Source organism: Streptomyces sp. NPDC002520 (assembly GCF_053595235.1).
The window spans coordinates 374,748-393,069 of record NZ_JBSFXG010000001.1 but is presented as its reverse complement, the minus strand read 5'-3'; the positions used below and the strand labels follow the sequence as shown (position 1 = coordinate 393,069).

At 73.1% G+C, this 18,322-nt stretch carries 15 protein-coding genes and 2 pseudogenes; 11 read left to right on the top strand and 6 right to left on the bottom strand.

Translation table 11 applies throughout. The features are described from left to right. Positions 1–3 precede the first annotated feature (3 nt). A complete protein-coding gene (locus tag ACWD5D_RS01550) occupies positions 4–1,761 on the bottom strand; it encodes a DUF2264 domain-containing protein (RefSeq protein ID WP_451371015.1) in 1,758 nt (585 codons plus the stop codon). A gap of 148 nt (positions 1,762–1,909) precedes the next feature. Between ACWD5D_RS01550 and mmuM the strand changes: the two genes are divergently transcribed. After that, positions 1,910–2,845 (top strand): homocysteine S-methyltransferase, encoded by a 936-nt coding sequence (mmuM, locus tag ACWD5D_RS01545; protein WP_451370752.1) that lies wholly within the window; start codon positions 1,910–1,912, stop codon positions 2,843–2,845. A 231-nt stretch (positions 2,846–3,076) separates the two neighbouring features. On the opposite strand, the gene ACWD5D_RS01540 is transcribed toward mmuM, so the two are convergent. Both ACWD5D_RS01540 and ACWD5D_RS01535 read right to left on the bottom strand, forming a co-directional pair. Beyond that, entirely contained in the window at positions 3,077–4,624 is a 1,548-nt protein-coding gene (locus ACWD5D_RS01540; RefSeq protein WP_451370751.1) for a carboxylesterase/lipase family protein, read from the bottom strand. Between the two features lie 226 nt (positions 4,625–4,850). Beyond that, entirely contained in the window at positions 4,851–5,501 is a 651-nt protein-coding gene (locus tag ACWD5D_RS01535) for a ThuA domain-containing protein (protein ID WP_451370750.1), read from the bottom strand. A gap of 156 nt (positions 5,502–5,657) precedes the next feature. On the opposite strand from ACWD5D_RS01535, the gene ACWD5D_RS01530 reads away from it, so the two are divergent. Next, complete coding sequence (locus ACWD5D_RS01530) at positions 5,658–6,056, top strand: VOC family protein (protein WP_451370749.1); 399 nt, start codon at positions 5,658–5,660, stop codon at positions 6,054–6,056. On the opposite strand, the pseudogene ACWD5D_RS01525 reads toward ACWD5D_RS01530, so the two are convergent. Both ACWD5D_RS01525 and ACWD5D_RS01520 read right to left on the bottom strand, forming a co-directional pair. Continuing rightward, positions 6,048–6,728 (bottom strand): annotated as a pseudogene (locus ACWD5D_RS01525) (helix-turn-helix domain-containing protein); the annotation flags it as partial. The gene ACWD5D_RS01530 and the pseudogene ACWD5D_RS01525 sit on opposite strands and share 9 nt — an antisense overlap. Before the next feature lie 48 nt (positions 6,729–6,776). Further along, positions 6,777–7,712, bottom strand: coding sequence for an AraC family transcriptional regulator (locus tag ACWD5D_RS01520; protein WP_451370748.1), 936 nt, complete (start codon positions 7,710–7,712; stop codon positions 6,777–6,779). A 207-nt stretch (positions 7,713–7,919) separates the two neighbouring features. On the opposite strand from ACWD5D_RS01520, the pseudogene ACWD5D_RS01515 reads away from it, so the two are divergent. Beyond that, positions 7,920–8,306: pseudogene (locus tag ACWD5D_RS01515) on the top strand (NmrA family transcriptional regulator); the annotation flags it as partial. Between the two features lie 114 nt (positions 8,307–8,420). On the opposite strand, the gene ACWD5D_RS01510 reads toward ACWD5D_RS01515, so the two are convergent. Next, positions 8,421–9,587 carry a YihY/virulence factor BrkB family protein gene (locus ACWD5D_RS01510; RefSeq protein ID WP_451370747.1) on the bottom strand — a complete coding sequence of 389 codons (1,167 nt, stop codon included), beginning with the start codon at positions 9,585–9,587 and terminating at the stop codon, positions 8,421–8,423. 130 nt (positions 9,588–9,717) lie between these two features. On the opposite strand from ACWD5D_RS01510, the gene ACWD5D_RS01505 reads away from it, so the two are divergent. From ACWD5D_RS01505 to ACWD5D_RS01470, 8 genes are all read left to right on the top strand, one after another. Next, positions 9,718–11,355 (top strand): acyl-CoA dehydrogenase family protein, encoded by a 1,638-nt coding sequence (locus ACWD5D_RS01505; protein WP_451370746.1) that lies wholly within the window; start codon positions 9,718–9,720, stop codon positions 11,353–11,355. Between the two features lie 462 nt (positions 11,356–11,817). Beyond that, a complete protein-coding gene (locus ACWD5D_RS01500; RefSeq protein ID WP_451370745.1) occupies positions 11,818–13,089 on the top strand; it encodes a GAF domain-containing protein in 1,272 nt (423 codons plus the stop codon). A gap of 181 nt (positions 13,090–13,270) precedes the next feature. Next, positions 13,271–14,608 (top strand): hypothetical protein, encoded by a 1,338-nt coding sequence (locus ACWD5D_RS01495; protein WP_451370744.1) that lies wholly within the window; start codon positions 13,271–13,273, stop codon positions 14,606–14,608. A 118-nt stretch (positions 14,609–14,726) separates the two neighbouring features. Then, entirely contained in the window at positions 14,727–15,302 is a 576-nt protein-coding gene (locus ACWD5D_RS01490) for a GNAT family N-acetyltransferase (RefSeq protein WP_451370743.1), read from the top strand. Between the two features lie 127 nt (positions 15,303–15,429). Then, the gene (locus tag ACWD5D_RS01485) at positions 15,430–15,513 is read left to right on the top strand and encodes a putative leader peptide (protein ID WP_309486338.1); all 84 of its coding nucleotides are present in this window, start codon (positions 15,430–15,432) and stop codon (positions 15,511–15,513) included. Between the two features lie 180 nt (positions 15,514–15,693). Beyond that, positions 15,694–17,391: a nitrite/sulfite reductase gene (locus ACWD5D_RS01480; protein WP_451370742.1), complete on the top strand. Its 1,698-nt coding sequence runs from the start codon at positions 15,694–15,696 to the stop codon at positions 17,389–17,391. After that, positions 17,388–17,606 (top strand): hypothetical protein, encoded by a 219-nt coding sequence (locus ACWD5D_RS01475; RefSeq protein ID WP_451370741.1) that lies wholly within the window; start codon positions 17,388–17,390, stop codon positions 17,604–17,606. Before ACWD5D_RS01480 ends, ACWD5D_RS01475 begins: the two co-directional genes overlap by 4 nt. Then, positions 17,603–18,322 carry a phosphoadenylyl-sulfate reductase gene (locus ACWD5D_RS01470; RefSeq protein ID WP_451370740.1) on the top strand — a complete coding sequence of 240 codons (720 nt, stop codon included), beginning with the start codon at positions 17,603–17,605 and terminating at the stop codon, positions 18,320–18,322. The genes ACWD5D_RS01475 and ACWD5D_RS01470 overlap by 4 nt, the downstream gene beginning before the upstream one ends.

The window sequence follows — 18,322 nt, the reverse complement described above, 5'->3', positions numbered from 1 at the left end:
ACGCTAGGCACCGGACGTTTCGGCGCCCGCCGAACCGTCACCGGGACGTGAGCCATGCGACGAGACCGCTCCCCGTGGTCGCCCTATGTCCACGCCCGACGCGCCCAGCCGGGCCCGGATCCCGGCTCCGCCACTCCACCTGACCTCCAACTCCCCTGCGCCGTCCGCCTCTACGGACACCAGCTCGGCCAGGGGCCGCGGCTGCGGCTCGGCGGTCAGCCGGGCGAGCGCGACGAACAGGGTGTCCCCCTCTCCCGTTTCCCCGGTGAGCGTCTCCGACAGGCCGACGGCGGGCAGGAGTTCGGCTCGGGCGCCGTTCCGTGCGGCCCACCCGGTGATCCGTACCGGGGTCCCGGGAGCGGCTCCCGATACGAGGTGGGCCCGCACCTCCGCCGCGCCCTCGGCGAGCACCAGACTCGTCACAGTGACGACATCACCCACGGAGTGCCGGGAGGCGATCCAGCCCGGCCCCGTCCCCAGCGGCACGATCTCCGTGCGGCCGGGGTCGTCGCCGACGATCACGCTGTTGTCGTACGACGGTGCGGGCCCGGTCGCGGTCGAGTAGGCGAGCCGGGTGTAGTACGGGGCGTAGCGGGCGTCCTCGCTGCCGTGGTTGTGGAGGCGGACAAGGCCGTCCGAACGGGTCGACTGGAGCAGCCAGTTGGGGGCGCTCACGGACCTGACCTCGTCCGTGCGCTCGGCCGGGCCCGGCTCCTCCGTCTCCGTCCACACCTCGTGGTCCGGCGGCAGCAGCAGGCCGAGGAACCCCTTGCTCGCCCAGTACGGGGAGGCCGGGCCGGAGTAGCTCTGCGCCAGCGACTCGTCGGGGCCCAGCCAGCCGAGGGACAGCAGGCCGTGCTCGTCCACCGCGCCCCCGTCCAGGAAGTAGCGCAGCGCTCCCGAGGCCAGCCTGCGGGTCTCCCCGGAGGTCAGCGGGGTGCGGCCGGTGAGGGCGCCGAGCCACAGCGGGGCGGCGGTCGCGAACCGGTAGACGAGGGAGCGGCCCTGCAGCATGGGAGCGCCGTCGCCGCCGAACAGGCGGGCGTAGTCGGCGAGATGGGCCTGGAGCCGGCCGCCGTAGAGGTCGAGCAGCTCGGTGTCGTCGGCCAGCCAGGCATGCAGCACGGTGTAGAGGTGCAGGGCCCAGCCGTTGTAGTAGTCGAACTTGCGGCCGTCGCCGTCGGTGTACCAGCCGTCGCCCACGTACCAGCGCTCGACGCGCTCCAGGCCGCGGTCCATCGCCTTGCGTGCCGCCTCCGGTTCATGGCCGATCTCGTTCAGGAAGCCGCCGACGGTGACCGGGAACAACTCCCAGTTGTTGGGCCAGGCTTCGGCGGTGAGCGCGTCCGCCAGCCAGGCGGCGGTCCGCTCGCGTACCGGTTGGTCCAGGCGGTCCCACAGCAGCGGCCGGGTCAGCCGCAGGGCCAGTGCGATCGAGGCGGCCTCGACCAGGGGCTGGCTGCGGTGGTCGATGCGGGGCCAGACGCCGCCGGGGCCGGTCACGAGGCCCTCGGCGTAACGGCCGAGCACGGTCTCGTCCTTGCGGAAGGCGGCGAGGAGGAACGTACGGGCGTACCCCTCCAGGCCGTCGGAGAGGTGGCCCGAGTGGCTCACGTGGTCGCCGGGGAGGTGGTAGAGGGCGCGGTCGGGGGTGGCGTGGGGCTCGACGGCGGCGAGCAGGGCGTCGGCGGCGGCTTCCCAGTGGGCGCGGGTGTAGCCGGTGTACGGGCTCGGGGTGCGGTCGTCGGCGGGCAGGTTGATCACGTCGGGCCGTTCCTTTCTGACGTCCGGCGGGTCCGGGGCAACCCCAGGGGATCTGGAGCGGACAGGGCCGGCGGCTGGACCGTACCGCTCGGGAGCAAGCGCTTTCTAGAGGCCGTCGCAGGGTGGATTGGACTAGCGTCGTGACATGAACAGCCACTCCTCCCCCGGCCTCGCCGAAGCCCTCACGACCGGAACCGTCGTACTCGACGGCGGCATGTCCAACCAGCTCGAATCGGCCGGGTACGACCTGAGTGACGACCTGTGGTCGGCACGGCTGCTCGCCGAGCGGCCCGAGGCGGTCACCGAGGCGCACCTCGCGTACTTCACGGCGGGCGCGGACGTGGCCATCACCGCCAGCTATCAGGCCACGTTCGAGGGCTTCGCCCGGCACGGGATCGGGCACGAGGGTGCGGCGCGACTGCTGGCGTCGAGTGTGGAGTCGGCCCGCGAGGCGGCACGGCAGGCGGAGGACGCCGGGGCCGCGCGGCCCTTGTGGGTGGCGGCATCGGTCGGGCCGTACGGGGCGATGCTCGCGGACGGCGCCGAGTACCGGGGGCGGTACGGGCTGAGCGTGGCCGAGCTGGAGCGCTTTCACGGGCCGCGGATCGAGGTGCTGGCCGGTGCCGGGCCGGATGTGCTGGCGCTGGAGACCGTGCCGGATGCCGATGAGGCGGTCGCGCTGCTGAGGGTCGTGCGGGGAATGGGCGTGCCGGCGTGGCTCTCGTACACGGTCGACGGTCGGCGGACGCGGGCGGGGCAGCCCCTGGACGAAGCGTTCGGGCTTGCCGCCCAGGTGGACGAGGTGATCGCGGTCGGGGTCAACTGCTGTGCGCCGCGGGACGTGGAGTACGCGGTGGAGACGGCGGTGCGGGTGACCGGTAAGCCGGTCGTCGTCTACCCCAACAGCGGGGAGTCGTGGGACGCGCAGGCGCGGGCCTGGGACGGTCGGGCCACGTTCAGCGCCGAGCAGGTCAGGGGGTGGCGTGAGATGGGGGCGCGGTTGATCGGGGGGTGCTGCAGGGTGGGGCCCGAGGGAATCGCCGCGATTGCGGGGGCGCTGGGTGGGGTTGCGGCGCCGTAGGGGCGGGGGGGTCTCGCCGGTGCGGGCGGTCTGTGGCTGAGCGCGCAGTTCCCCGCGGGTGCGCGGGGCTGGAAGGCGGGGCGCCGTAGGGGCTCGGGAAGTACGGCTGGTGCCGGTGGCCTGTGGCTGAGCGCGCAGTTCCCCGCGGGTGCGCGGGGCTGGAGGCGGGGCGCCGTAGGGGCTCGGGAAGTCCGGCCGGTGCCGGTGGCCCGTGGCTTGGGGCGCTTTTGGTCAGTGGCGGCGGGTGGTGACGGAGCGGCGGAGGCGGCGCGCGGCGGAGGTCGGTTCGGTGGATGGGGTGGGTTCGGGGACGGTGGGGGTGGTGGACCAGAGGGCGAATTCGGCGTCTCGTGGGCCGTGGGCGATCTGCGGTCGGCCGGCGTCGAAGACGCATACCGGATGGGTCGCGTCCCAGTGTTGCCAGCCGGGGTCGCCGGTCCTGGCGAACCGTACCCAGGCGCCGTGCATGGCGGTGGCCAGCTCTTCCGGGGCACCCTCGCCGGCCAGTCTGGCGGACTCGGGGACGTCGCCGGAGTCGAAGACGAAGCCGAGTTCGAGGGCGTGGCATGCGCCGAGGCCGGGGAGGCGGGAGGGCCAGGCGAACTCGTAGAGGTGGGAGGTGCCGGGGCGGGCGTCGGCGAGTCGCTGGAGGGGGATGCGCAGGATGCGGTCGGTGACCATCTGTCCGACGATCTCGGCGGCTCCGGCGTCCGGGTGCAGGGCGCGATAGCCGCGCGGGACCTCGTGGCCGGCGCGGCAGCGGGCCATGGCGCCGGCCAGGGCGACCGGGCCGAGCCGGTCGACGTGGTCCACGAGTCCCCCGGGCACGAGCCACAGCCGGTACTCGTCCCGGGTCCAGCCCATGAGGAGGTCGATGTCCGGGGCGGCCTCCCCGTCGATCAGGGCCTGCAGCGGGTCGCGGGGCACGAGGTCGCCGTCGACGACGATGCCGAACGCCGGGCCGCCGAGAACGGGGCTGCTCAGCCGCCCCACCTCGGCCTGGGTGCGCAGCAGAAGGTCACGGTCGACGGCACCGAAGGCCGCTGCGGTGGCGGGGATCTTCAGCCGGGTGGCCATCCGGCGGACCATGCGCCGCACCTTGTCGCGTTCCGAGGCCTCCGGTGGCCCGCTCTGCAGGACCGCCCGTCGGACGAGGCCCTGGGCCTGGGGCGCGGCGATGAGGGCACCCGTGCTGATGGCGCCGGCGGACTGTCCGCACAGGGTGATGTTGTCCGGGTCTCCGCCGAAGGCCGTGATGGCCTCGTGGACCCATTGCAGGGCGGCGAGCTGGTCGCGCAGGCCGGGGTTGGGGGGTGCGTCCGGGAACAGTCCGTAGCCCTCCACGCCCAGTCGGTAGTTGACCGAGACACAGACGACGCCGTCGCGCGCGAAGGTGCTCCCGTCGTAGACCGGAACGGCCGAGGAACCCCTGGTCAGAGCGCCGCCATGGAGCCAGATCAGGACCGGGAGGCGGGCACCTGGGTCGGGATCGGGAGTCCAGACGTTGAGATTGAGACAGTCCTCGCCCGGGATGACGGGGTCGGAGAGGTACTGGGCGAACGCCTCGGAGTACGGCGGTTTCGGCGCGGTCGGCCCGAAGGCGCCGGCGTCGCGGACTCCGTCCCAGGGTGCGGGCGGCTCGGGCGGCCGGAACCGCCGGGGGCCGAAGGGCGGGGCGGCGTAGGGGATGCCCCGGAACGCCGCGATGCCCCGCTCGTACCTGCCGCGTACGGCCCCGTGGGGCGTCCTGACCACGGGGCCGGTCTGTTCTGCCGTCATCGCCCACCAGCCCTTCGCCGAGCTCGTGCACCGTTCACATCAGAGCACCACACCGCGCGGATGTATTCCGGCGCACGGACTTCGTTTACGGCCGAACGGTGTACGGCGGGGTGTCCCGCCGGGGCCGACAGGAGGCACGGGCACATGGGCATATGGGCACACGTGGCGGAGAGGGCACCACGTGGCGGAGAGGGCACATGGAGAGGGGCACGTGCCGTCGCACTGCTCACTCGAAGCGCCGTACCGCCCAGTCCAGACCGCCGCGCAGGTGGGTCAGGAAGTGCGGGTCGCGATAGGCCGATGCGGCGTGTCCGAGTGCCGTGTAGAACACCCGTCCGGTTCCCTGCGCGCGGCACCAGGCCAGCGGATGGTCGGCGCCCATCCCGCCGCCCTCGTACGACTCCTCGTCGGCCCGCAGCAGCACCCGTGCACGCTCGCGCGGGCTGGAGCGGAAGTCGTACCACTCGTCGGTGAAGTCCCAGACGGCGGGCAGCCGGCGGGTGGCGGGGTGGGCGGCGTCCTCGACCACGGCCCGGCCCGGCTGGTACGCGGGGTGGCGGGCGAAGCGGGCGCCGAGGAGGTCGCCGTAGTACGGCCAGCCGTACTCGGTGCAGGCGGCCGCGTGCACTCCGGCGAAGCCGCCGCCCGACTCCACGTACCCGGCGAGGCGCTCACGCCCGGCCGGGGTCAGCACGTCGCCGCTGGTGGAGAGGAAGACGACGGCCGCGTACGGCTCCAGCGGCCGCTCCAACCGCGCCGGATCCTCGGTGTGGTCGACGGCGAAGGCACTCATCGCGCGTACGGCGGCGACGGCGGCGGGGATCGAGTCGTGGCGGTAGTCGGTGGTGCGGGTGTAGAGGAGCAGTCGGGGAAGCATGGCGGCGACCCTATGCCCGGTGGCGGGGCCCACGATGTGCGGCGGTGGCGGCGGAGCCCGCCGTCCCCGGTGGCGAAGTCCGCGGCCGGACGGAGTCCGCCACCGTGTCCGATTCCTTCAAGACGTGCCCGCCGCCCCCTGCCTACGGTGTCCGGCATGACTCCACGATTCGCCGTGATCGGCGTGGTGGCCTCCGACCTGGCCGCCTCGCTCGCGTTCTACCGTCGCCTCGGGCTCCGCTTCCCGGCAGGGGCCGAGGAACAGCCGCATGTCGAGGCCGAGTTGCCCGGCGGGCTGGTGCTCGCCCTGGACACCGAGGAGACCGTCCGCTCCTTCCACCCGGGCTGGCGGCCGCCGTCCGGTGGGGGGCGGGTCGGGCTCGCGTTCCGGTGCGGCTCACCGGCCGAGGTCGACGCCGTGTACGAGGATCTGGTGGGCGCCGGGTACCACGGGGAGTTGAAGCCGTGGGACGCCTTCTGGGGGCAGCGGTACGCGACCGTGCACGACCCCGACGGCAACGGCGTCGACCTGTTCGCCCCGCTGGGCGGCGAGTAGTTCGCCGAGCGTCGTGCCGGCCAACTCCCGTACGTCCCGGGCGAGATGCGGCTGGTCCGCGTAGCCGGCGCGGGCCGCCGTCTCGGCGTACGGCACTCCGGCGCGGGCGAGGGCCAGGGCGCGTTGCAGACGCAGGATGCGGGCCAGGGTCTTGGGTCCGTAGCCGAAGGCGGTGCGGCAGCGTCGGTGCAACTGGCGGGCGCCGATGCCGAGTCGGTCGGCGGTCGCCGCCACCGGGCGGCCCTCGTCCAGCTGCTCCACGAGGCGGTGCAGGAGCGGGTCGGGGCCTGCCGCGGGCTGTGCGGCCCGGTCGAGGGCGACGGTCTCCAGGCCCGTCGCCGGGTCGGGCGCGGCGGCGACGCGGTCGAGCAGGCGCCATACCCGGGCGGCGGGCCACAGGTCGGCCAGGTCGACGCGGCTGTCGCGCAGTTCGTGGGCGGGGACGCCGAGCAGGGCGGGCGCGGTGCCGGGGAAGAAGCGGACACCCGCCCAGGAGCGCGGCGGGCCCTCGACGACGTGCGCGCGGGTGTCGGGGCCGGCGACCAGCAGCCGGCCCTCGCTGAACAGCAGATCCATGCAGCCGTCGGGGAGCACCGGCCGGGCCGCGCGCCCGTCGGGGGTGTTCGTCCACACGACCGCGCCGGTCAGCCGGGACGCCCGCTCCGTGTACACGTCCGCCAGGGTACGTCGGTGCGGGGGCGGCGCACGGTGCGGAGCCGGTCAGGCGCCGCGGGCGCGGTGTTCCTGGGGGCTGACGCCGTAGACGCGTTTGAAGGCGCTGGAGAGGGCGAAGGGGCTGCCGTAGCCGATCCGGCGGGCGAGGGAGTCGAGGGTGTCGTCCGTGTCGCGCAGCCGGTCGGCGGCCAGGGCGAGACGCCAGCCGGTGAGGTAGGTCATCGGGGGCTCGCCGACGAGGTCGGTGAAGCGGCGGGCGAGGGCGGCGCGGGAGACGCCGGTCTTGGCGGCCAGCGAGGACACCGTCCACGGGTGCGCCGGGTCGTCCTGCAGCAGGCGCAGGGCGCGGCCGACGACCGGGTCGGCCATGGCCCGGTACCAGGCGGGTGCCTCGGCCTCCGGCCGGGAGAACCAGGCCCGCAGCGCGGAGATGACGAGCAGGTCCAGCAGCCGGTCGAGGACGACCTCCTGGCCGGGCTCGTCCCGCACGATCTCCTCCGTGATCAGAGGGGTGAGCGGGCACGTCCACAGGTCTGAGGTGAGGGTGAGCAACGGGGGCAGCGCGGTCAGCAGCCGGCCGCCGATCTCGCCCTGCATCGGGTAGGTGCCGATCAGCATCACCGTGGAGCCGTCGAGGCGGTCGCCCCAGGTGCGCACGCCGAGGTCCATGGAGCCCTTGAGGGAGGTGCCGTCGGGGTAGCCGCACTCGCCGCCCGGGAGGATCAGTGCCTGCGGGGCGGTGGTGGGGTCGTCGGCGCAGGTGTACGGCTCCGGGCCGCGGGCGATGGCGAGGTCCCCGGCCCGCAGGCGGACGGGGTCGCCGCCGTCCGGCAGCACCCACGACTCGCCGCGGGCCTGGACCATCACGGTCAGCGGTGCCCGGTCCTCCACGCGCACGGCCCAGGGCGGGTCGAAACACGCCCGGATCATGAAGGCGCCCCGGGCGCGGGGGCCTTCCAGGAGGCCTGCGAGTGCGTCCATGGGGTCAGCGTAGACGGGCGCGTATGGGAATGAGCCGTTCGGCGACGGGCCCGTGCGCAGAGCGGCAGTTGACTGGCGGACATGACGGAGAACAGGACGCGAAGGACCCGCATGACGATGACGACGACCGTGGTGGTGACCGGTTCGTCCGGGCGGACGGGGAGCCGGGTGGCGCGGGCCGCGCGGGCGGCCGGGCTGCGGGTCCGGGTGCGCGAGCCGTTCATCGACGTGGGGGATCTCGCGGACGTGGTGGTGGCGGCGCTGGCGGCCGAGGACGGCCGGTACGTCGGGCGGACCCTGGAGGTGTCCGGGCCTCGGCTGCTGACGTTCGGCGAGGCGGTCGCGGAGATCGCGGCACAGGCCGGGCGGGAGCTGACGTACCGGGCGGTTCCGGCGCGCGAGTACGGCGAGCGGCTGGCCCGTTTCGGGGTGCCGCCCGAGGAGGCCGGGTTCCTGGTCGAGCTCTTCGGGTCGCTGCTCGACGGACGGAACGCGCACCTGAGCGACGGGGTGCGTCAGGTGCTCGGCAGGGAGCCGAGGGACTTCACCGAGTTCGCGAAGGAGGCCGCGGCGGCGGGCGCGTGGACGCGGTGAGCGCCGGCGGGGGAAGCGGGGTCGGGGAAGGGCCCGGGGCCCGGGCGAGGGAGCCGGTGGACCCGAAGGAGGCGGAGGCCGCCCCCTGCCTCCCCCCGGTCGCGGCCCCGCTCCTCACTGATCCGGATGTGCCGTGTCCGTCGCGCTCTTGTGGCCGGCGTGGGTGTGGTGGTGGGGGTTCTTGGCGTGGGTGCGCAGGCGGGCGGTGACGTCCTCCGGGGGGAGGAAGCGGGACCAGCGTTCCGGGAACTCGGACGGCATGTCGGGGTCCTCGGGATCGGTCTCGCGGGCGGCGGCGACCCGGCTGACGTACTCGACGACCTCCGCCTCGCGCAGCCGCTCGTTGGCCGCGCGGGCGGCGGCCGTGGCGGCGGCCGGCCACACCCGGTCGATGGCGGCGTTGACCGCGGCGCCGACGAGCACGGCGAAGGCGCCCACACCGATCCACAGGAGGACGGCGACGGCGGCGGCGAGGGAGCCGTAGATGGTGGCCCCCTCGATGGTGTGGGTGAGGTAGATGCGCAGCAGGAAGCTGCCGAGGACCCACATGGCGAGGGCGACCAGGGCGCCGGGCACGTCCTCGATCCAGGGGGAACGGACGGGCACCGAGACGTGGTAGAGGGTCGTCAGGAAGACGATGGACAGGACGATGACGACCGGCCAGTACAGGACCTGTACGACCGTCTCCGACCAGGGCACGACCCGGACCACCGCGTCGGGCCCGGCCACCATCAGCGGCAGCGCGACCGAACCGATCAGCAGGGCCACGATGAACAGCAGGAAGGACATCACCCGGGTCCTGACGATGCCGCGGACGCCGTCGAGGCCGTACATGACGGTGATGGTGTCGATGAAGACGTTCACCGCGCGGGAGCCCGACCAGAGCGCGAACAGGAAGCCGATGGAGATGACGTCGGGGCGGCCGCCCTTGATCACGTCGTGCAGGATCGGCTCGGCGATCTCCTTGACGCCCTTGTCCGACAGGATCGTGCGGGCGGCGTCGAGGATGTTGGTCTGCAGGCTCTGGATGGTGTGGGCGCCGGTCCAGGCGTCGACGTAGGCGAGGAGGCCGATGAGGCTCAGCAGCAGGGGCGGCACGGACAGCAGCGTGAAGAACGCGGCCTCGGCCGCCAGGCCCAGGATGCGGTACTCCATGCAGGAGTTGACGGTGTCCTTGACCAGCAGCCAGGCGGTCCGGCGCTTGGAGACGTTCCGGTAGAGGACTCTGGCGCGGTGGAGGCGGCCGGGCGGCCGTTCGGGGGTTTCACTTGCTGGCTGCACGACCTAACGGTATCCGCCGAACGGGGCCGCCCTCACCTCCCGGGGCGGGTGCCGGGCCCCGACGCGCAGACGGGCCGCGCTGTGCCACGCTGAGTCCATCATGGCCGCCGTCCCGGATAGGTTCGCAACCATGGCAGGCATCTCCACCCACACCGTGACGAACCAGCCGCCCCCGCTGGTCGGATACGACGTCTTCACCGCCGACCGCGCCCTCGTCGAGGCGGTGCGGCGGTACACCGGTCCCGGGCCGCGGGAGGAAGTGCTCGCCGAGCTGTCCGAGCTGGGGCGGGCCGCGGGCTCGGCGCAGCTGCAGGAGTGGGGGGTGCAGGCGAACGAGCATCCGCCGCGGCTGCGCACGCACGACCGGTACGGCCACCGCATCGACGAGGTCGAGTTCCACCCGGCCTGGCACCGGCTGCTCGGCAAAGGTGTCTCGGCGGGGCTGACCGGCGCCTGGACGCGGCCGTCCGGGCATGTGCGCAGGGCGGCCGGGTTCCTGGTGTGGACCCAGGTGGAGGCGGGCAACTGCTGCCCGCTGTCGATGACCCACGCGGCGGTGCCCGCGCTGCGGACCGATCCGGAACTGGCCGCCGAGTGGGAGCCGCGGCTGACGTCCACGATCTACGAGCGCGAGCTGCGGCCCGCCGGAGCCAAACCCGGCGCCATCTTCGGCATGGCCATGACGGAGAAGCAGGGCGGCAGCGACGTACGGGCGAACACCACCGAGGCCCGGCCGCTCGCCGAGGAGGGGACGTACACCCTCACCGGGCACAAGTGGTTCTGCTCGGCGCCGATGTCGGACGGCTTCCTGGTGCTGGCCCAGGCCGCGCAGGGGCTGACCTGCTTCCTCGTCCCGCGCGTCCTCGCGGACGGCACCCGCAACGTCTTCCTCGTCCAGCGGCTCAAGGACAAGCTGGGCAACCGGTCGAACGCCTCCGCCGAGGTCGAGTTCGACGGCACCTGGGCCCGCCGGGTGGGCGAGGAGGGGCGCGGGGTGCGCACCATCATCGAGATGGTCGCCGCGACCCGCCTGGACTGCGCCCTCGGCTCGGCCGGCCTGATGCGGCAGGCCGTGGCGCAGGCGATCCACCACTGTGCCCACCGGGAGGCCTTCGGCGGCCCGCTGATCGACAAGCCGCTGATGCGCAACGTGCTGGCCGACCTCGCGCTGGAGTCCGAGGCCGCGACCGCGCTCGCCCTGCGCCTCGCCGCCGCCTACGACGACGGCTCCGAGCAGGAGCGCGCCTTTCTGCGGCTCGCGGTGCCGGCCGCGAAGTTCTGGATCACCAAGCGGTGCGCCCCGGTGGCGGTCGAGGCCGCGGAGTGCCTGGGCGGCAACGGCTACGTCGAGGAGTCCGGCCTGCCCCGGCTGGTGCGCGAGTCACCCCTGAACTCCGTCTGGGAGGGCGCCGGCAACGTCCAGGCGCTGGACGTCCTGCGCGCGCTCCAGCGCGAACCGGGCGCACTCGACGCCTGCCTCGCCGAGATCGGCCGGGCCCACGGCGCCGACCACCGGCTGGACCGCGCCGTGAAGGACCTCTTCACCGAACTCGCCGACCTGGACGGCATCGAGGGCCGGGCCCGCCGCCTGGTCGAACGCCTCGCTCTGGTCCTCCAGGGCTCCCTCCTGGTACGTCACGCCCCGACCGAGGTCGCCGACGCCTTCTGCGCCTCCCGCCTGGGCGGCGACCGAGGCGCCTGCTTCGGCACCCTGCCGACGGGCCTGGACCTGGCATCAGTGGTGGAACGGGCGCGCCCGACGGCCTGAGAAGTCCAGCGATCCGACACCGGGCGGACCAGCCGGCCCAAGGGGCGCGGGGAACCGCGCGACAAGCCGAAACGGACCCGCACCCGGCGCGCGTCGACCCGCACCCCCTGCCGCGCCGGCCGAACCGCCTGCCGCGCCGGCCGAACCGCCTGCCGCGCCGGCCGAACCGCCTGAGGCAGGGGTGGTGCTGCGCCGACACGGCACCACCCCCACCTCATGGGGCCAGTTGAAGGCCAGGAGCGCCACCCGTGGGCGGTGCCGGAGTCAAGTCTCAGCCAGTCCCCGACCGTCCACCAGGGTTGCAGGGGGTTGCAACATGTTGGTGATTGTGCGCGGACTGTGTGCCTCCGGCATGCGCCGAACGGCAGTATGTGGGGAACAGACGGACCGGAAGCGCCGCCCGGACGGCTGGACCAGTGTGTTCGACAGCCTTCCGGGAGGGCCCCAGTGGTGAACCCGTCGATGAACGTGACGCGTCTGGCCGCCGTGGACGCGGCGCAGGCGGCACGGGTGCTGAGCGAGGTGCGCGACGCGACGCTCGCCGGACAGCGTGCGCGGATCGCGCCCCGGCCGGTGATCGAGCAGTCCTGGGGGCGGATGCTGCGCGGCGGGGTGGACCCCGAGCACGACTTCAGATCGGGGCTGCTGTCCGCAGAGGAGGTGCAGCGCCGGCGGGAGGAGTCGCCGCTGCGGCACGTCATGCCGGTGCTGCGCGAGGGCCTGCTCTCGGTCGCGGACGTCGCCCAGCACATCATGGTCGTCGCCGACGCGGACGGTCGGGTGCTGTGGCGGGAGGGCTCCTCGCAGGTGCTGCGCAAGGCCGACGGGCTCGGCTTCGAACTCGGGGCGGACTGGCGGGAGGACGTCGTCGGCACCAACGGCGTGGGCACCCCGGCGGTCGTACGACGGCCCGTCCAGGTGTTCGCCTCCGAGCACTACGTACGCTCGCACTCCACCTGGACCTGCTCGGGCGCCCCGATCACGGACCCCAGGGACGGCCGGCTGATCGGTGTGGTGGACGTCAGCGGTCCGCTGGAGACCATGCACCCTGCGACCCTCGCCTGGGTGGACTCGGTGGCCAAGCTCGCCGAGGCACGCCTGCGCGAGCTGCACCTGGCCTCGCTGGAACGGCTGCGGGCGGTGGCGGCGCCGGTGCTGGCCCGGCTGGACGAGCGGGCGCTGGTGGTGGACCGGAACGGCTGGACGGCGACGGTGACCGGGATGCCGTACGTGCGGCGCGTGGCGCTGCCCAAGTCCCTTCAGCCGGGCCGCCGGTGGCTGGCCGCGCTGGGTCCGTGCGCGGTGGAGCCGCTGGCCGGGGGGTGGTTGCTGCGGGCCGCCGAGGATCCGCAGGCGTTCTCGGCCGCACGGATCGTGCTGGACCTGACCCGGCCGGCCCACTGCTCGGTGACGGTGACGTCCACCGCGGGCTCGTGGTCGCGTGAACTCAGCCCCCGGCACGCCGAGTTGCTGTATCTGCTGGCCGAACACCGCTCCGGGCGCGGGGCGTCGGGGCTGGCGGAGGACCTCTTCGGCGATCCGTCGCGGACGGTCACCGTGCGGGCCGAGATGTCACGGATCCGACGATATCTGGGGGATCTTCTACAGCATCGGCCGTATCGTTTCCGCGAAGACGTCGAGGTCGAGGTGCTGGCGCCCGACGACCCCCGTGACCTGCTGCCTCAGTCGACGGGACCGGGGGTGGCACGCAGACGGGTGGTGTCCGACGCCTGAAGAGGGACGAGCCGTCCGCCACCCCGAAACCCCCTCCCCTGGGGAGCTCTTACCTCACATTTGCGGGGTCTTCGCCCGGCGGCGCACCCCACTGCCGTAGCATCCCCTGACGGGCCTTCCCTCCTGCTCCTCGGTCAACGTACGGACCATCAGGCGCAGTTGGCCCGCCTCGGGAGGAGACATGAAGCATCGCGGCAGACACCGCAGGCGCAGGCGGGGCGCGGCCCTGCGTGCGGTCCTGGCCGGTACCGCGCTGGCACTCACCGCGGCGGCCACCCTGATCAGCGCCTCGCAGGCCACGATCGCCGGGGACCCCGGGGCGCTCGCGCCGCTGACCTCCCCGTCGGACACCGGCGCGCTGCGTCTGAAGGAGGACCTGGTTCCCGCCCGTACGCTGAACCGGCTCGCCGCGTCCATGGGCCGCCCGGTCGGTGTGGACGCCGTACTGCGCAGCGCCGACCGCAGGATGCGCGAGGCCGCCCACTGCTCATCCGGGGACCGCGAGTCCCTTCCCGTCGCCCCGGCCCCCACCCACGCCTACTGCTGGGACCGGGCCGACGGTGCGGACACCGCCTGGCAGCCGGCCTCGGTGACGACCCCCGGGGACGCCGACGACGACGGCGCCTGGGGCACCCACCGGGTGATCCTCACCGGCTGGACCCACAGCACCACCAAGGGCCCCGCCCCCGAGCGAGGCCTGGCGAGGGTCGCCTTCGTCGACGCGGACGACCCCGCCCGGCCGGTGTACCGCTGGGTGCTCCTGGTGGTGCCCGTCGACGGCGGCCGGGACTACCGCGGCCTGTCCTCCCGTGTCTCCGGCATGGTCTGGTACCAGGACAAGCTGCTGGTCACCACCCGGACCGGCAGCGCCGACGCGCTCCACGTCTACGACCTGGACCGCATCCAGCGCACCACCGTGGACGGCCCCGCGATCGGCCGGGTGCCGGGCGGCTGGTCCGCCGACGGCTACGGGTACGTGATGCCCGCCGTGGGTTCCTACCGGCTGCCCGCCGGTCACTGCACGGCGTCCGGGGCGCGGCCCTGTCCCGGCACGCTCTCCCTGGACCGTACGACCGCGCCCGACAGTCTCGTCGCCGGCGAGTGGACCGCCCCGGGGGGCGAGCGCCGGACCCGGCTGTGGCGGTACGCGTTCAGCGACGCCCCGGAGCGCGGCGGGCTGCTGGCCACCGACGCCGCCGGGCTGGCGAAGCCGGTCGAGGCGTACCGGACGCGGGCGGGCGGCATCCGGGGCGTGCTGGCGTACCGGAAGGCCGGCGCGTCGCGCTCGTCCTGGTATGTGGGACAGCTGTCCGGATCCCCGGACCGCCACGGCGCGCTGTGGCGGCAGGACACCGGTGGCGCGAGGACCGCGCGCTGCGGCTCGGACGACGCCCACCACTGCTGGGCGCGGTCCACCGGCTCCCTCTCCTATTGGCAGGAGACCGGCGAGGTGTGGTCGCTGTCGGACCGGATGCTGTTCTCCGTCCCGCTGGCGGCACTGGACCGGTCGCTGGGGTGAGCCCCGCCGGCCGAGGACAGCGGCCGGCGTGACACGTGAGACCGACGGACCGCGAGGCGGCCGGCCGCGTGACGGGAGCGATCGACAGACCGTGGGACGGGATGATTCCCTGGCCCGCATGAACAGCGTCCCTGTCACCATCTGGTCCCTGGAACAGACCTCCCCGAGCGATCTCCTGCCGGCCGCCGCACCCGAGGGCGACGACGTGCGGATCGTGCGCGCCGAGGTCCCCTCCCCCGAGTTCAGCCGCTTCCTGTACGCCTCGGTCGGCGGTGACATCCACTGGACGGACCGGCTCGGCTGGGACCACAAGAGGTGGCAGGAGTTCCTGGACCGGCCGGGTGTGGAGACGTGGGTGGCGTACGACCGCGGGACGCCCGCCGGATACGTCGAGCTGGAGGCGCAGGACGAGGGCGTGGTCGAGATCGTCTACTTCGGCCTGATCGCGGCTTTCCGCGGCCGCCGTATCGGTGGTCATCTGCTGTCGCACGGCATCGCGCGCGCCTGGGACCTGGGCGAGCGGTGGCCGGACCGGGCGCCGACCAAGCGGGTGTGGCTGCACACCTGCAGCAAGGACGGCGAGTTCGCGATGGCCAACTATCTGCGGCGCGGGTTCAAGCTGTTCGACACCAAGGTCGAGGAGGAGGCCGAGGTGGCCACGCCCGGTCCCTGGCCCGGCGCCTACCCTGCCTGACCTGCCGGGACAAGCCGTCCCTCCGTACGTGTGACCGACGACACCCTTGTTCCACATTTCGGGACAAGGGTGTCCGCATGTTGGATAAAGCTGGACTGTGTCCAGATCGCCGTGCCACGCTTCCGTCATGTCTGGAACTGGAATTGCCTTGGTGAGTCGGCGGCACGTCGACCTCGGCCGCATGTCCAGCGCCATCTGTCCGGCGAGCTGAACTTTCCAGCACCGCCGATCCCACCGCACCTCCTCGCCTGCCGCGCGATGACGCGCGCCTATGCACGCATGCGCCCGCGTGCGCAGGTCAGGGCCTCCCGCCCGCCGCCCGACCACCCCCCCCTCAAGGACGGCGCTGCGCGCCGACCCCATCCGTCGCTGTCCCGAAGGACGTAGAACCATGGCCGCCACCCCACCGAACCCTGCCGCCTCCGCGCCCCGACGCAAGGTGAGCCGTCACCGCGGCGAGGGTCAGTGGGCCGTGGGTCACCTCACCCCGCTCAACGGCAACGAGCAGTTCAAGAAGGACGACGACGGTCTCAATGTGCGGACACGCATTGAGACGATCTACTCCAAGCGCGGCTTCGACTCGATCGACCCGAACGATCTGCGCGGCCGTATGCGCTGGTGGGGGCTGTACACCCAGCGCAAGCCCGGGATCGACGGCGGCAAGACCGCGATCCTGGAGCCGGAGGAACTGGACGACGAGTACTTCATGCTGCGGGTCCGCATCGACGGCGGGCGGCTGACCACGGAGCAGCTGCGCGTCATCGGCGAGATCTCCCAGGAGTTCGCCCGGGGCACCGCGGACATCACCGACCGGCAGAACATCCAGTACCACTGGATCCGGATCGAGGACGTGCCCGAGATCTGGAACCGGCTGGAGGGCGTGGGCCTGTCCACGACCGAGGCCTGCGGTGACACGCCCCGCGTCATCCTCGGCTCCCCGGTCGCCGGCATCGCCGAGGACGAGATCATCGACGGCACCCCGGCCATCGAGGAGATCCAGCGCCGGATCATCGGCAACAGGGCCTTCTCGAACCTGCCCCGCAAGTTCAAGTCCGCGATCTCCGGCTCGCCGCTGCTCGACGTGGCGCACGAGATCAACGACATCGCCTTCGTCGGCGTGAACCACCCCGAGCACGGCCCCGGCTTCGACGTATGGGTCGGCGGCGGCCTGTCCACCAACCCGAAGATCGGTCAGCGTCTGGGCGCCTGGGTCCCGCTGGACGAGGTCCCGGAGGTCTACGAGGGCGTCATCTCGATCTTCCGTGACTACGGCTACCGGCGACTGCGGACGCGGGCACGCCTGAAGTTCCTGCTCGCCGACTGGGGCGTGGAGAAGTTCCGGCAGGTGCTGGAGGACGAGTACCTCGAGCGCAAGCTGGTCGACGGTCCGGCGCCGGCCCAGCCCGTGGAGCGCTGGCGCGACCACGTCGGCGTGCACCGGCAGAAGGACGGCCGTTTCTACGTCGGATTCGCGCCGCGCGTCGGCCGCGTGGACGGCGCGACCCTGGCGAAGATCGCCGACCTCGCCGAGACCCACGGCTCGGGCCGGGTCCGTACGACCGCCGAGCAGAAGATGCTCGTGCTGGACGTCGAGGAGGACCGGGTCGACTCCCTCGTCGAGGGCCTGCAGGCGCTGGACCTCACGGTGCACCCGTCCCCGTTCCGGCGCGGCACCATGGCCTGCACCGGCATCGAGTTCTGCAAGCTCGCGATCGTCGAGACGAAGGCGCGCGGCGCCTCGCTGATCGACGAACTGGAGCGCCGCATCCCGGACTTCGACGAGCCGATCACCATCAACCTCAACGGCTGCCCGAACGCCTGCGCCCGTATCCAGGTCGCGGACATCGGTCTCAAGGGCCAGCTGGTCCTCGACGACAACGGCGACCAGGTCGAGGGCTACCAGGTGCACCTCGGCGGCGCGCTGGGCCTGGAGGCGGGCTTCGGCCGCAAGGTCCGCGGTCTGAAGGTCACCTCGGACGAACTGCCCGACTACATCGAGCGGGTGCTCAAGCGCTACCAGGCGGAGCGCGAGGACAGCGAGCGGTTCGCGACCTGGGCGGCGCGTGCCACCGAGGAGGCCCTCTCGTGAGCGAGCGGGCGGCACCCTTCTACTGCCCCTACTGCGGCGACGAGGACCTGCGTCCGAACGAGCAGGGATGGGGGTCCCCCCGCGCGAGCGGAGCCGAGCGTGGGGGAGGCGCCTGGGAATGCGGGGCGTGCAACCGCGCATTCCAGCTGAAGTTCCTCGGGCTGCTCGCCCGCGGGCTGAAGCACGCCGACGACGGAGGGGACGAGCAGACATGACGACGACTCAGCAGGAGCGCAGCGCCGACGCGTTGAGGGCGCTCGCCGAGCAGGCGGGCCGTGACCTGGAGGACGCCTCCGCGCTGGAGATCCTCCAGTGGGCGGTGGACACCTTCGGCAAGCAGTTCTGCGTCACCTCCTCCATGGAGGACGCGGTGGTCGCCCATCTCGCCTCCCGGGTGATGAAGGGTGAGGCCGCCGTAGATGTCGTCTTCCTGGACACCGGCTACCACTTCCCGGAGACCATCGGCACCCGCGACGCGGTGGAGGCCGTGATGGACGTCAACGTCATCACCCTCACGCCGCGGCAGACGGTCGCCGAACAGGACGCCCAGTACGGTCCGAAGCTGCACGACCGCGACCCCGACCTGTGCTGCAAGCTGCGCAAGGTGCAGCCGCTGGAGGAGGGGCTGAAGGGCTACGCGGCCTGGGCGACCGGACTGCGCCGCGACGAGTCCCCGACCCGGGCGAACACCCCGGTCGTCGGCTGGGACGAGAAGCGGCGGAAGGTCAAGATCTCCCCGATCGCCCGCTGGACCCAGGACGACGTGGACGCCTACGTCGCCGAACACGGCGTACTGACCAACCCGTTGCTGATGGACGGCTACGCGTCCGTCGGCTGCGCCCCGTGCACCCGGCGGGTTCTGGAGGGCGAGGACGCGCGCGCCGGCCGCTGGGCCGGCCGGGCCAAGACCGAATGCGGGCTGCACGGATGA